This window comes from Chitinophaga lutea (assembly GCF_003813775.1).
Taxonomy (GTDB): domain Bacteria; phylum Bacteroidota; class Bacteroidia; order Chitinophagales; family Chitinophagaceae; genus Chitinophaga; species Chitinophaga lutea.
Map to the genome: position 1 here is coordinate 530300 of NZ_RPDH01000002.1, position 14229 is coordinate 544528.

The following is a 14229-nucleotide window of genomic DNA, read 5'->3' on the forward strand; positions in this document are numbered from 1 at the left end:
CCGGTATGTTGCTATTATGGCACTGAATTTACTAAAAATATTTACGCCAGCTGCAGGAACCAGTAATCTTCATGCCGCACCTTTGTGAACGGCGGCAGCTGCACCGGGGTGGCAAACAGCGGGCAGTCGAGCACTACGGTATGGAACTCCCCGTTCTCCCCACATACGTCCACGCCTTTTTCCTCCAGTTCCGCGATCAATACATCGTCCATCACACGACCCAGGAAGTCTTCGCCCAGGTGGGTGTTGCACGACACGATCATGCAGCGGATGCCTTCCTGCAGCATGCGGTACACGAGCATCTTACGCTCCTGTTGCCAGAGGGGCAGCAGGGCTTTGAGGCCGGCGGCGGCGCATACTTTTTCTTCCCAGTCGCGGTGCGGCTGCAGGTCGATGTCGCCGAACACCACGGCCTGTGCCGCATGTTCGTCAGCGGTGGTTTTTAAAGTGGCGATAAAGTTCTTTTCGTAATCCTGCCAGGAGCTGGCTACGGTGTGCAGGGGCAGGTCGAGCGCGTCGGCCTGTTGTTGCAATATCGATGTGGGGAGGCCGTGCGAACGGGAAATGCGGCCGTTTTCATTGAGCACATTCAGGAGTGCAACGGGGCTGTGACCCTGCTGCACTGCCTGCATGAGCGCGAAGCAGCTGTCTTTTCCGCCGCTCCAGGATGCAATAACATTAATCATCGAGTTTCAATACGGCGAGGAAGGCTTCCTGCGGCACCTCTACGTTGCCGATCTGGCGCATCCGTTTTTTACCTTCTTTCTGTTTCTCCAGCAGCTTGCGTTTACGGGAGATGTCGCCGCCATAACATTTGGCTGTTACGTCTTTCCGCATGGCGCTGATGTTTTCCCTCGCCACGATTTTGGCGCCGATGGCGGCCTGGATGGCGATGAGGAATTGCTGGCGCGGCAGCAGCTCTTTCAGTTTTTCGCAGAGCTTGCGGCCGAAGTCGGTAGCGCGGCTACGGTGAATGAGCGCGCTGAGGGCGTCCACTTTTTCACCGTTGAGCAGGATATCCATTTTCACGATATCGCTGTCGCGGAAGCCGATGGGGGTATAATCGAAAGAGGCGTACCCGCGGGTCTGGCTCTTCAGTTTATCGTAAAAGTCGAACACGATTTCGGTGAGGGGCAGCTCGAACATCAGCTCCACACGCGTGGTGGTGAGGTAGCTCTGGTTGAGCAAAATGCCGCGCTTGCCGAGGCACAGCGTCATGATGTTGCCGATGTAATCGGGCTTGGTGATGATCTGCGCGCGGATGAACGGCTCCTCGATGCGCTCCAGCTTGGTGGGGTCCGGCATTTCGGAAGGGTTGTTCACCGTGATCACTTTTTCCTTCGTATCGTGGGCGATGAAACCTACGTTGGGCACGGTGGTGATCACCGTCTGGTTGAATTCCCTTTCCAGCCGCTCCTGTATGATCTCCATGTGCAGCATCCCGAGGAAACCGCAACGGAAACCGAAACCGAGCGCCTGCGAGGTTTCCAGTTCGTAAGTCAGCGAGGCGTCGTTGAGCTGGAGTTTGTCCATGCAATCGCGCAGCTCTTCGAAGTCTTCCGTCACTACCGGGAAAATACCCGCGAATACCATGGGCTTCACTTCCTCGAAACCCTGGATGGCCTGTTTGCAGGGGTTGTTGGCCAGGGTGATGGTATCCCCTACTTTCACCTCCTTGGCGTTTTTGATGCCGGTGATGATGTAGCCTACGTCGCCGGCGAACACCTGGTTCTTGGGCTCGAGCCCCAGTTTGAGGATGCCCACTTCGGCCGCTTCATATTCTTCGCCGGTGTTCACGAACCGGATTTTGTCGCCTTTTTTGATGGAACCGTTATAGATACGGAAGTATGCGATGATACCGCGGAAGGAGTTGAACACGCTGTCGAAGATCAGCGCCTGCAGCGGCTCGTCCACATTGCCTTTCGGGGCCGGGATGCGGGTCACGATAGCTTCCAGGATCTCTTCGATGCCGATGCCGGACTTGCCGGAGGCCAGGAGGATGTCTTCATCCTTCACGCCGATCAGCTCGATGATCTGGTCTTTCACTTCCTCGATCATGGCGCCCGCCATGTCGATCTTGTTGATCACGGGGATGATTTCGAGGTCGTTTTCGAGCGCCAGGTACAGGTTGGAGATCGTCTGGGCCTGGATGCCCTGGGCGGCGTCTACCAGCAGCAGGGCGCCTTCGCAGGCAGCCAGCGCGCGGGATACTTCGTAGGAGAAGTCCACGTGGCCCGGGGTGTCGATCAGGTTAAATATAAAGTCTTCGCCGTTTTTGGCTTTGTAGCTCATTTGGATGGCGTGGCTCTTGATGGTAATGCCTTTTTCCCTTTCAAGATCCATGTCGTCCAGCACCTGCGCCTGCATGTCCCGGTCGGAAATGGTATGGGTAAACTCCAAAAGTCGGTCTGCCAGGGTACTCTTCCCGTGGTCGATGTGTGCAATGATGCAAAAATTCCGGATATTCTTCATATATAAACTCCTAAGATCACTGCGTTCTAAGGCTCCGGACGCTTTTTACACCGATTCCATCGCAGATCAGGCTAAGTTCAAGGCGCAAAGGTATTAAATTTTGTTCTTCTTTCATGTGTTGCATCCCTCAATTGCACGTATTTCTTTACTTTTAAAGCAAAAAACCGACATATGGCACTGCAACAACAATTCGAGGAGGCCGTAGCCGCCAGTAAAACGCTCAGCAGCAAACCGGACAACGACATCCTGCTGCAATTGTATTCCCTGTACAAACAGGCCACGGAAGGCGACGTGAACATCGAGCCGCCCACAGGCGCATTCGATTTTGTGGGCAAAGCCAAATGGGACGCCTGGAATAACCTGAAGGGGAAGTCGAAGGACGAAGCCATGCAGCAGTACATCGACCTGGTGAATAAATTAAAGGGATAAAAGCGGAATGCATAACTTTGGGGGATATGGTACCGAATTATACGATCAGTGAAAAGACGCAACATTTCCTGGACCTGGAAGAGCAGTACGGCGCGCATAATTACCACCCCCTGCCGGTGGTGCTGAACCGCGGTGAAGGTGTGTACGTATGGGATGTGGACGGCAAACGTTATTACGATTTTTTGTCCGGCTACTCCGCCGTGAACCAGGGCCACTGCCACCCCGCCATCGTGGCAGCGCTCACTGAACAGGCGCAGCGGCTCACCCTTACTTCAAGAGCGTTCCACAGCAGCCTGCTGGGGGAATATGCCGCTTATATCACCCGTTATTTCGGATACGACAAGGTATTGCCCATGAACACCGGCGTGGAAGCCGTGGAAACCGCGCTGAAGCTCTGCCGCCGCTGGGGGTATGTGGTGAAGGGCATTCCGGAAGACAAAGCAAAGATCATCGTATGCAGCGATAACTTCCACGGCCGCACCCTCAACGTGGTATCCTTCAGCACAGACCCTGTAGCCCGTAAAAACTTCGGCCCTTATATGCCCGGTTATGAGATCATCCCGTTCAACGACCTGCCGGCGCTCGCCCATGCGCTGCAGGACAAAAACGTGGCCGGTTTCATGTTCGAGCCCATACAGGGCGAGGCCGGCGTGGTGGTGCCCGACGAAGGTTACCTCTCAAAAGTGCGCCAGTACTGTACCGATGCCGGCGTGCTGATGATCGCCGACGAGATCCAGACCGGCCTGGGGCGCACCGGCCTGATGCTGGCCTGCGACCATGAAAATGTACGGCCCGACATCCTGGTGCTCGGCAAAGCCCTTTCCGGCGGCGTGCTGCCCGTATCCGCCGTACTGGCCGACGACGACATCATGCTCACCATCAAACCCGGCGAGCACGGCTCCACCTATGGCGGCAACCCGCTTGCCTGTAAAGTGGCCATGGCCGCACTGGAGGCGTTGCGCAACGAACGCATGGCCGAAAACGCCGCCAGAATGGGCGCCCTGCTCCGCGAAGGCATCCGGAACATATCATCTCCTTACATCAAAACCGTCCGGGGCAAAGGCCTGCTCAACGCCATCGTGATCGATCACCCGCACGAAGACGCCGCCTGGCAGCTGTGCCTCGCGCTGAAAGAAAACGGGCTGCTGGCCAAACCCACCCACGGCGATAAAATCCGCTTCGCGCCGCCGCTGACCATCAACGCCGCGCAGATCGCGGAGTGTGTAAACATCATCCGCAAAAGCATCGAGGTATTAAACAGCTGAGTGATTCCATGAATAACAATACAAAAGCCATCAGAAGCTCCGGCTGGAGAACAGACATGCTCATCGGCTTCCCCGACGGGTTGCTGCTGCTCCTGTTCACCACGCAGGTGCTGTATTCCAAAGAGCTGTCCGTCGATTCGTTTTACCTCATCCACCTGTTCATCCTCGGCGTTGCCACGCTGCTGATGATGATCGCCGTGTTCCGCGCCAACCGCGGCGACGATGAAGACGGCACCATGAGCCCCGAAGAAAGGGCCAAACTGCAGAACCTCGATATATCAAGGCCCACCATCGAACAGATCGCCATGGAAATGGAACGCGACCAGCAGATCTGGGAAAAAACCCTGCAGGAAGAAAATGTGGAATTAAGGAGTTACGGACTGGGCCACGCGCTGAAAAGCGCACTGGCAACCGGGTTGTTTTTCCTGTTGGGAGGCAGCCTCACCTTCCTCCCCTACCTGGCCAGTGAAGATTTTTCATTCGCCTCGAAAGTCAGCCTCAGCATCAGCCTGATCGCGCTGCTGATATTCGCTTACCTCAAATCACGCATCACCGGCCAGCGCGCCATCCGCACCTCCCTGCGCTACCTGGCAACGGGCGGACTGGTGATACTGGCGTCGTACCTGATCAGTATTGCTATCTAGATTTTTTTAATGAACCGCTGGTGATTCATCAATACGCAGATGAACGCCAGGATGGCCGCGCCCAGCGAGAGGAACAACCCGATCTTCTGGTCGGGGCAAATCCCCATTTCGCAGCGGGAATAGATGAGCATGTTGCGGAAGGCCCATGCGGCGAGGAAGGCGCTGGTAAACAGGTTTACCCGCGGCGACCAGCCTTTTTGTATCAGGAAGAGAATGAGGACGATGACGGAAACGGCGATGCTTAATTTGCCCGGCTCCCCGAAACTGGAGCCTTCGCTTTGCAGCCCGGTAAACACCAGTACCTGCCCGTTGACGGACACGCTGACCCAGGGCAGGAATGCGCTGACGATCACGACTAAGGCGGCAATGGCGCCGATGATGCTTGATTTCGACATTGGGAACGAATTGAACGGCAAAGTAAGGGAGAATTTTCGGGAAAGGGAAATTCGAAATCACCCGCTCGATAACAGCATTCCAGATCAACCTGCGGCCAGCCGGAAGATATGACTTCCCCCATCGTCGTTATCCGCGACGAGCATGATCTCCATGGTATCGGCGAGCTCGCGGACGCAGATGGATTCGATCTTCTGGCTGTTGAACACAGGATGTACTTCTTCCAGCTTAAACCATTCATCGGGCCTGACGGTTGATTGTTTGACGGCGGCAGTGGCGTTTTTGATGATGCCCATCCGGCTGTCTGATATTTTGCCGTCGTCGTAAACGTTGGTGGTTTCTTCTTTCGATGTCGTAAAGAACAGCCAGTCTTTTTCCGGATGCCAGGCCAGGCCTGATATGCCGGAAAAACCGGGTTCTTCCGGGAGATGCAAATGGCAGATGTGCGTGCCGCTTACCGGTTTCCAGATCTCCTGTACGGCCGATAAAATGAGCAGGTTTTCCGGTTTGCCGAGGTGGCCGCGGTTCCCGAGCAGCAACGCCTCCCCTAGTTCCGTGGCCGCTTCGATGTTCAGGTCCGCTTCGAGCTTCAATGTTTCATAGAATGCCGTGAGATCTTTGATTTCCATTGCTCCCGTATCGGGAAAATAAAGCAGCGCGGCGTTCCGGTGCGGTGCGAGGGAGCCTGAACCGAGGGCCATCAAGGCGGTTTTGTTAGCGGCTTTTATGATGGAGAGGCTTTCCCAGTCTTTTTTGATCTTTTTCGGAATACGCGGTTGCTCACCGTTGCTTTCAGCGCCGGGAACAGGCAGGCGGTTATTGAGCGTGAGATCGGCGTTCAATATGAACAACTTCGTGGCGTCGTCGCCAACGATATAGTAGTGACCGTTATAGAAAGCAAGTCCGCTGGCACTGGGGATGCCGGGGAAGTGCTGGTGATGTTGGAGGGTGAGAACCATGGTGATGGTTTGGATTTTTTGACGGCGAACCGGTTTCACATAGATAAGTAATTCTCCTGAAATTTCAACATAGAAACATGGCCGCCGGTATTCATACAAGGGAAAGCTTTGCTGTCTTCAAACAAAAAAAGCCGCACCCAACGGTGCGGCCCTGAATGTTATGAATAAGCTCCTTACTCCCAGCTATCGTTGTAGGCATACGAAGCTATCAAAGCCAGGCTGCGCCACTGGCCGGACCAGGAGGTGATGGACAGGCTCAGTTCTATATTGCCGGGATATTTCACCACCAGTGTTTGCATACCCGGTTCGCCCCATTGAAGCGCGCCGTCTTTGCCGTAGCTCTGTCCGCGGATGGTCATGAAGGAATCCTCCGTATCCCATCCCAGGAAGTTGCTGTCCATCATCGTGCGCTGCGTTTTGGTCAGCAGTGTTTCCGTGTTGGCGAGGTAGGCCATGAACCGGGCCATTTCCATGGTGGAGAGGTAATATCCTCCGCCGCCGCATTCAGGCGTCCAGTCGAAATGGTCGTAAGTCACAAGTTTCGGTCCTTCGTTCATTGCCTGTGCGGAATTGACGCCCGGCTTGCAAAGGGCGCTGCCGATGCCGATGGGCGTAAAAATATTGCCCTGCAGGTATTTGACATACTGGATGCTCATCCATTCCTCGAACAGGGCGGTTTTTTCCGGCACCAGGCTGGCCTCGATCTGGAGCGCCGCCTGTTTGTTGATCATGTACGGGATCATGACGCGGAAGATGGCGAAGTTCATGTTATCGTAATCCTTGGGTTTGGCGGGATTGTCCAGCCCGTTGAGGCACAGTGCCTTGATAAACTCGATTTTACCCGTGCCCTGTGCGATGCCCGAGCGGTGCGTCAGCAACTGGCGGAAGGTGACGTCTTTGACCTCCTGTACCGTGTTGAAGTATTTAGGCAACCACTGGCCGATGGCATCGTCCAGTTTGATACCGTTTTTCTCCATCAGTTGAATGACCGCCACGGCCGTGAGCGTTTTGGTCACGCTGGCGATGTTCATCTCCTGGTCCGGGTGCATCGGGCTGAACCCGCCGGCGGTTTTCACATAGGCTATACCTGTGGAGCAGGTGTCTACCCAGCGCCCGTTCTGGCTGATGACGAAGGAATACCCGCGCGGTTGCGTGGCAGCGGTTTTCGAGATGTTCTTCTTCAGTTCTTCCTTGAATTTGGCCGCGTTGAATTTCTTTTGGGGTACCGGCGCCTTGTCTTTGACACAGGAGCTTGCTGCGATCACCGTGATACAGGCCACCAGCATAAGTTTCAATAACGTTTTCATGTTTGTTGCAATTGGGGTGAATGATTTAACGCCACAAAAATGCGGTGGAAAGCGGGAGATTATTGAACGGGTTAACGGATGGGGGGATTGGGTTAATGAATGGGAGGATGTGTTCGCACTCGCATCTCAAGTTACAGGGGAGACTATCTAAATAAGCAATTTCCCTTTACATATCAAAATACAAACATCTTTGCATCGCTTCGATACAAACATCTTTGCAATCCTCATTGCATTTGTTTCAACCTGCCCGAACGCTCCTTTTCAACGAATCTTACATAGGCCGAACCTTATGATAGTATTAGGTTTCAAGGGGGTTGCGTCATATCTCCTTTATATTCCCGTCATATCTCCTTCATTGTTGCGTCATCCTTATAAAGATATGGCGCAACAATATTGAAATTCAGGTGTTAGTACGTTGGTAATATATCCATGATATCTGAATTTATTGTTTCACCCTAAAGTATCACTATGGCAATCCTTGATCCGAACGCACCTCCATTCATCGGCACCATCGGCAATCTGACCTACTACCGCCTGCCGGGCAGCGACAAGATTATTGTCCGCCGGAAAGGCGGTGTTTCCAGGAAGAGAATCAAAAACGCAGAAGAGTACCGGCGCACCCGCGAAAACAACTCGGAATTCTCCGGTTGCGCCAGGGCGGCCAGTCACATCCGGGATGTGATGCACACTACCAACCTGGTGGCAGACTATAATTTCACGCCCAAACTGATCGCATTGATGAAGAAAGTCCAGCTGAAATGCGATACCGGCAACCGCGGCGAGCGGAATATCCGCATAACGCGGTACAGTGCCCTGCTGGAGGGGTTTGCCCTCAACCGATATAACCCTTTCACCGGCATCGTGCGCCAGCCCATCCATGCCACCATCGACCGGGAACGGGCAACGGCCACCATCGAAGTACCGGCGCTCATCAGCGGGCTGAACCTGTATTCACCCTGGAAATCGCCGTATTACCAGCTGTCTTTCAGCTTCGGTGCGGTACAGGACCTGATGTTCGATGGAATGAATTTTAAAAGCTGCCAGTCACCGGCAAACTATGAAACCGTTGAAACGGCCTGGGCCCTGGTGTCGCAGCCTGCAGGCAAACAAACCGTCACCCTGCAATTGCCGGTTCCGGTAAAAGCGGACGAAACGCTGATTTTGTCGGCAGGCATACACATGGGAACGCCCGGACATGAAGGGAATATCGCGTGGGTAAAAAGACAGGGCGCCGGGATGATATTGCGGGTCGGGTGATCATAGTATCTCCACATAACCATCCGTCCCATTCACGCGGATACGCTGCCCGTCTCTGATCAGCCTGGTGGCATGCTCCACGCCGACAACCGCCGGCAGGCCGTATTCCCGTGCGATCACCGCTCCATGGGTCATCAGTCCGCCCACTTCGGTGACCAGGCCTTTGATGGAAACGAACAGGGGCGTCCAGCTGGGGTCGGTGAAAGGGGTGACCAGTATATCGCCCGCTTCCAGGTTCGCGTCTTCCATGTTCAGGATGACGCGCGCACGCCCTTCAATAACGCCGGAAGAAACGGCCAGGCCTACGATCGCGCCGGCCGGGAGGTTTTCCCGTTTGTATTGACCGGTGATGGCCTCACCGTCCGACGTGATCACCCGTGGCGGCGTGAGTTTTTCAAATGATTTGTACTCCTCTTTTCGTTGGTTGATGATGTGATAATCGAGCTGATGCGTGCGCACGACTTCCTGGAATTCGTCAAAAGAAAGGTAAAACACATCTTCCTCCTCACGGATAACGCCGGCTTGCGCCAGGCGCCGGGCTTCATTCAGCAGGGCCTGCTTGTAAACGGCGTAGCGGCTGATCTTTTCGTATTTCGGATATTCACGATAACCGCTGAAGTTCCGGACCAGGTCGATCTTCTGTTTTGTTTCCTCCGCCTTTTGTCCACCGTCCGGCAATTGCTTCAGCCGTTCCAGTAGTTCCCGTTCTTTTTTCCCGGCTTCCTGCCGCCCCTGCTCAAATTTGCGTTTACCGGCGCCGGGCTCAAAGTTTTTGATATTACCGAGAATGATGGGGATCAGTGCAGCCGGCTTTTCGCTCCAGCGGGTTTTGGTGATGTCGATTTCCCCGACACACCGCATGCCGTATTTGTCCAGGTAAGCCTCCAAAGCCTGCCGGGCCGCCCGTCCGCCTTCAAGTTCAAGCAGCCCTTCCAGGAAGTCATCATTTTTTACATGCCGCAAATATTCGACCACCGCCGGGTAAGGGCGGATCACATCCGCCACATCCAGCAGCGCGAGCCCCATTTCGGAAGTAATATTGTTCGGCACGGATTGAGAAAGCGTGTCTGCCGCGTTTTTTTCTCCCAGCCACTCATTCATTTTCTCATTGAGCCATGCGGCGGCATTCATCGCAACCATGATCACGCCGATGCTGCCCGATTCAAATAAAATCTTCCTGAGCTGCGCGATATCTTCCCGGATAAAATCAAATACCTCCGGCCCTGATTTCGCCGGGATGGCCTGTTTTAACGCGGCAATCGATGCTTCGCTGTTCCGGATCAACGCCGTAACGAGCGCCGGGTCGTTTTCGAAGTCTGTAGGCACGTCCAGCGCCTCCATACCCCTGCCTTTGCCGGGCACCGGCCCTTCATGACCGTCCGGCAACGATCTTATAAAATCACCCCGATCCAGCACGGTCAGCAGCGCGTCTTTCATGAGCGGATCCGATTTCCCCATGGCATCCAAAAGCTTTTCCCTGGAGGCAGGCGAAGCCAGCATGTGCGTGACGTCCACAAACAACCTCCCGCCGGCCGCGCGCATGGGCGCAGGGGTCACCAGCAGGTAAAAAGACAATCCCAGCGGCGTCATCGGATCCGTCATCATTTGCTGATGACCGACAGATACATACACGTGATTTTCCTGATCGCTGGCCACCGGGATGGGAAATAACGTGGTAACCGGCCGGCTCTGGACGATATAGAAGACATCATCCGCCAGGCACCATTCGATGTCCTGCGGGCGCCCGAAATGCGCTTCGATCTTTCTGCCGATGCCGGCAAGCTGCAAGATCCGTTCATCCGTCATCACCGGCAGGTGCTGCCGTTCCGGCTCAATCGCGTATTCTTTCGTACCACCGCCCTGTACGGCGTAAATCGCCAGTTTCTTGGCGGGTATTTTCTTATCCGTCACCTGGCCGTTGGAGACTTTATAGTTATCGGCATTCACCAGGCCGGAGACGAGGGCCTCCCCCAACCCGAAGCCGGCGTCGATGGACAGCACCTTCCTGTTACCGGTGAGCGGATCGGCCGTAAACAGGATGCCCGCGGCCTGGGGGAATACCATCTGCTGCACCACCACGGAAAGGCTCACTTTCCGGTGATCGAAGCCGTTTTGCAGCCGGTAGATGACGGCGCGGTCGGTGAACAGGGAAGCCCAGCATTTGCTGATATGTTGCAGGATTGATTCCGTGCCGATGACGTTCAGGTAGGTATCCTGCTGGCCCGCGAATGAGGCTGTGGGCAGGTCTTCCGCCGTGGCGCTGGAGCGGACGGCGAAGGCGGTGGTTTTATCGAATTTAGTGAGGTGGCGTATGATTTCGCTGGCTATGTCTTCGGGGATGGGTGTTCTTTCAATGGCCGAGCGGATTTTTGCGCTGGTTGCGCTGATGTTTTCCCGGTCATCTGCTTTGAGGTGCGTCAGTTCTTCGAGGAGGCTTTCGAGGTTGGGGGTATTGGCGGTTATTCTTTGATAGGCTTCCGTGGTGACGCAAAACCCTTCCGGCACCTGTATTCTGCTGATTCGGGACAGCTCGCCGAGATTGGCGCCCTTGCCTCCGGCAATCGTCAACTTCGAATGGTCGATTTCGCTGAATGAAAGTACATGGGTATGTGTTTCCGGGTTGAGTTTCTTTTCGGGTGTCATGCTGATGGCCTTTTTTGAGGGTGAAGGCCACAAAAATACAGGGTGAGATGTATCGAAATATCGTTTCTGCAGTATATTTTTTGGTGCACAATAATGATGGAAGTGAAGGCGTTTTCCTTACAACTAGAGGGGGCAAGCAATATTAACACGTAAGAATCACTCTGCAAACATCTGTATCGCCAAACCAATGAAAGTAACTCCAACAAACAGTAATCCTAAACTTGCCGCACCGCTATCATTTTCTTCCTGAATCAGAAAATCTTCCGGCTTATCAGCATCGTACAAAACAGTAACCTTTTCTCCCTTTTTATACGATGTGAAAATTATGCTCACTGAATACGCAGTCTCTATAATTTTGTTCTTATTAGTCACGAACCGGATAACGGGCGATTGGGTAAACATCTTGTTAGAAAATCTATATTTAAATGCCACCACCTCCCCTTCAGCTTGAAGCCCCATTGTCAAGAGTCGCCTCTTTTTCCTTCTTAAATATATAGCACACACAACGGCTATACCACCCATTACAAGAAATGCAAACGCTTCAAAATCAAATTTACCTAAACATTCAAGCCAGTTCATATCAATCCGTATTATAGAATTTCGAAACTATAAGCAATTTCCCCTAACAACAATTCATAGATATCAAATTTCCCTTTTGGAACAAAAAAAGATATCATGTAAATTTCATTTGACCTAGGAATAAAATACTGTAGCCCAATTAACATTCTTTCATTTACGTTAACATCATAAATAACCTCATATGCTGCCTCCCTTTTTATCTCCACTTCACGACGCGAAATAACTTTTACAATCCCATACGATGCATTTTTTTTTATTTCTTCATCAATAAAATTAATGACACTAACTTTAATGTTTTTATGAATAAAAACGTTAAAGTTAACCGCTGCACCTAAACTATCACTAATTACAAAAAGCGGCATATTAGGAAGACTATCCGAAATAACCTTCCAAGAATCAGGAATACTAATTTTTATCGGTCGCGCTAAGTAAGTTAGCCAGTTAATTCTATAATTTTGGTTTCGAAAATTATATACCCATCGCCCGTCTTTATAATCGTCTTTAAAATGTCCTTCAGCCTTCAATCTTCCATCAGAATGATAGTATTTCCAAACTCCATTTTTGTTCCCAGTTTTATCAACTTCACCTGAATTATTAATAGTCCCATTTGGATAGTATTCTGTATAAAAAAAACGGCTACCCTTCAACAGCACTCTACTCTTCAGTTTCCCATTTTCGAAGTTTTCTTCAATAGTTGTTTTACTACTACAAGCAACTCCAAACAATAAAATGCCTATATAGAAATATGCAGCTCTATACATATCACCTAATTTTATATCTCACCTCACTCTTAACTTCAGCTTCTATACCAAGTACTCTTGCAGCGCCACCAGATACTCCAATGTTTATAAATCTATATTCATGGCCCTTGTTGTCCTTTTTTGTTCCATAATTAAATCCAACTCCCATTATCGAAAATCCAGCTTGCCTGGTATCTTCAGAATCCGTTGATTTAACTACGGTTTTATCGCCCTTTACAAAAGTAGTTTCGTTGCCAGAACTTGCTCCAATGCCCACTCCCCAAGGAACTGAACCATTTAAACTCACTCCTTTTGTCACCTTCACTTCACCACCTTTCCCTATGTATCTTTCCTCCGCTTTATTTTCAATTCCATCTTTTGACACCTTATTGCTCAATTTTAAGCCATATAATTCAACACTTCCCAAATTAACAGATCCTCCCACCGCACTTTTTATTTCTGCCCCTGCCTGAACACCAGCCGTCACTTTTACTTCCGCGCTATTTTCAACTTCAACCCTTTCTCGAACAACTTCTTTTGCAGCTACCGTCGCAGCTTCCGGTGCATCATTAATAATTCTATTTACTTTATTTTTTACTCTATCGACTGCAGACCTAACTACTCTAGACACAATGTTGCTCAGAAAATCGTCCTCGGGCCACATCCCATCAGGATCCACGAACCTAATAGGGTTATCAAATGCATACGCATAGGGACTCCATCTCCTGCCTTTCTCATTCAATGGATCTCCTACATGCCACCTTCCAATCTGTGGGTCTTGCATCCTTGCACCATAATCATACCATTCCAGGCCTCCACCATCACCGAACTCACCGTTCTGCAATTCCTTCCCGTTATACCCGTACCTATTCTGCGCAAGCTTGTTGATCGCCTTGGTGCTAATCCCCGCCATAGTGAGCCCGAATGGATAATAATGCGTCTCCTCTAACACCGGCCCAGGGCTGTTCAGCACCGTCAAATTATCAAAGAACACATCCTGCGGGGTTTCGTTGCTGGTGTAGACGTACAGGAACCCACTGCTCTTCATCACCATCTTATCCTGCGCCAGCGCCTGCAACTGGTCAGGCTCCGCTTTTACCTGCTTCACCCCGCTGTTGTCTTCCACTAAGTTAAACCGATCATCAAACAATGCAAAATTCAGGTAGGCTTTCGGACGGTTCGCCTGCGCAGGGTCAGCCGGCTCTTTCTCCTTCATCCGCTGGTAACCGTCGTTGATGAATTGGTCGTTGAACGGCGTACGGCCGGCGCCTTCGGTGGTTACCTCCTTCTGGCTGCTGCCTGGCTGTCCGCTACCGAAGGCTCGGATAAGGGAGGCGGCCATGTCAGCTACCGGCACCGGTGATTTATCCTGTTTAGAACCAATCGATTTGTAAAAGGCCTTGGCCCCGATGGAGATTGTATCGCCTGCCATCACCCGCAGCACCAGTGACGGCCCTACCCTTTTGTCCGGGTGCTGGCCATTGAGTTTGGCCACCTGTTTGTTCTCCGAGCCCGTGGTGGCATCCTGCGGATACCCGGCC

The 14229-nt window shown here is 52.3% G+C and carries 13 protein-coding genes; 4 read left to right on the top strand and 9 right to left on the bottom strand.

Annotated elements, in window-relative coordinates; translation table 11 throughout:
- Nucleotides 1-41: 41 nt before the first annotated feature.
- A complete protein-coding gene (locus tag EGT74_RS14430; RefSeq protein ID WP_123847294.1) occupies nucleotides 42-686 on the bottom strand; it encodes a Dph6-related ATP pyrophosphatase in 645 nt (214 codons plus the stop codon).
- Entirely contained in the window at nucleotides 679-2472 is a 1794-nt protein-coding gene (gene lepA, locus EGT74_RS14435; protein WP_123847295.1) for a translation elongation factor 4, read from the bottom strand. Before lepA ends, EGT74_RS14430 begins: the two co-directional genes overlap by 8 nt.
- Before the next feature lie 171 nt (nucleotides 2473-2643).
- On the opposite strand from lepA, the gene EGT74_RS14440 reads away from it, so the two are divergent.
- From EGT74_RS14440 to EGT74_RS14450, 3 genes are read left to right on the top strand one after another with little or no spacing between them, the layout of a single operon-like run.
- A complete protein-coding gene (locus EGT74_RS14440; RefSeq protein WP_123847296.1) occupies nucleotides 2644-2901 on the top strand; it encodes an acyl-CoA-binding protein in 258 nt (85 codons plus the stop codon).
- A gap of 26 nt (nucleotides 2902-2927) precedes the next feature.
- On the top strand, nucleotides 2928-4166 hold the full coding sequence (rocD, locus tag EGT74_RS14445) for an ornithine--oxo-acid transaminase (protein WP_123847297.1): 1239 nt from the start codon (nucleotides 2928-2930) through the stop codon (nucleotides 4164-4166).
- Nucleotides 4167-4174: 8 nt separating this feature from the next.
- Entirely contained in the window at nucleotides 4175-4810 is a 636-nt protein-coding gene (locus EGT74_RS14450) for a VIT1/CCC1 transporter family protein (protein WP_123847298.1), read from the top strand.
- On the opposite strand, the gene EGT74_RS14455 is transcribed toward EGT74_RS14450, so the two are convergent.
- The 3 genes from EGT74_RS14455 to EGT74_RS14465 all read right to left on the bottom strand — a co-directional run bounded on the left by EGT74_RS14455 (nucleotide 4807) and on the right by EGT74_RS14465 (nucleotide 7469).
- Nucleotides 4807-5205 carry a hypothetical protein gene (locus tag EGT74_RS14455; protein ID WP_123847299.1) on the bottom strand — a complete coding sequence of 133 codons (399 nt, stop codon included), beginning with the start codon at nucleotides 5203-5205 and terminating at the stop codon, nucleotides 4807-4809. The two genes, EGT74_RS14450 and EGT74_RS14455, sit on opposite strands and share 4 nt — an antisense overlap.
- A gap of 84 nt (nucleotides 5206-5289) precedes the next feature.
- Nucleotides 5290-6162: a DUF6929 family protein gene (locus tag EGT74_RS14460; protein ID WP_123847300.1), complete on the bottom strand. Its 873-nt coding sequence runs from the start codon at nucleotides 6160-6162 to the stop codon at nucleotides 5290-5292.
- A 173-nt stretch (nucleotides 6163-6335) separates the two neighbouring features.
- Entirely contained in the window at nucleotides 6336-7469 is a 1134-nt protein-coding gene (locus tag EGT74_RS14465) for a serine hydrolase domain-containing protein (RefSeq protein ID WP_123847301.1), read from the bottom strand.
- Between the two features lie 468 nt (nucleotides 7470-7937).
- On the opposite strand from EGT74_RS14465, the gene EGT74_RS14470 reads away from it, so the two are divergent.
- The gene (locus EGT74_RS14470) at nucleotides 7938-8726 is read left to right on the top strand and encodes a hypothetical protein (RefSeq protein ID WP_123847302.1); all 789 of its coding nucleotides are present in this window, start codon (nucleotides 7938-7940) and stop codon (nucleotides 8724-8726) included.
- Here EGT74_RS14470 and ppsA read toward each other — a convergent pair whose 3' ends face one another.
- The 4 genes from ppsA to EGT74_RS14490 all read right to left on the bottom strand — a co-directional run bounded on the left by ppsA (nucleotide 8727) and on the right by EGT74_RS14490 (nucleotide 14183).
- Nucleotides 8727-11369 (bottom strand): phosphoenolpyruvate synthase, encoded by a 2643-nt coding sequence (ppsA, locus tag EGT74_RS14475; RefSeq protein ID WP_123847303.1) that lies wholly within the window; start codon nucleotides 11367-11369, stop codon nucleotides 8727-8729. It lies immediately after the preceding gene.
- Between the two features lie 156 nt (nucleotides 11370-11525).
- Nucleotides 11526-11948, bottom strand: coding sequence for a DUF3592 domain-containing protein (locus EGT74_RS14480; protein WP_123847304.1), 423 nt, complete (start codon nucleotides 11946-11948; stop codon nucleotides 11526-11528).
- An 11-nt stretch (nucleotides 11949-11959) separates the two neighbouring features.
- A complete protein-coding gene (locus EGT74_RS14485) occupies nucleotides 11960-12709 on the bottom strand; it encodes a PsbP-related protein (protein WP_123847305.1) in 750 nt (249 codons plus the stop codon).
- 1 nt (nucleotide 12710) lies between these two features.
- Entirely contained in the window at nucleotides 12711-14183 is a 1473-nt protein-coding gene (locus tag EGT74_RS14490) for an RHS repeat domain-containing protein (RefSeq protein ID WP_220392881.1), read from the bottom strand.
- Nucleotides 14184-14229 lie beyond the last annotated feature (46 nt).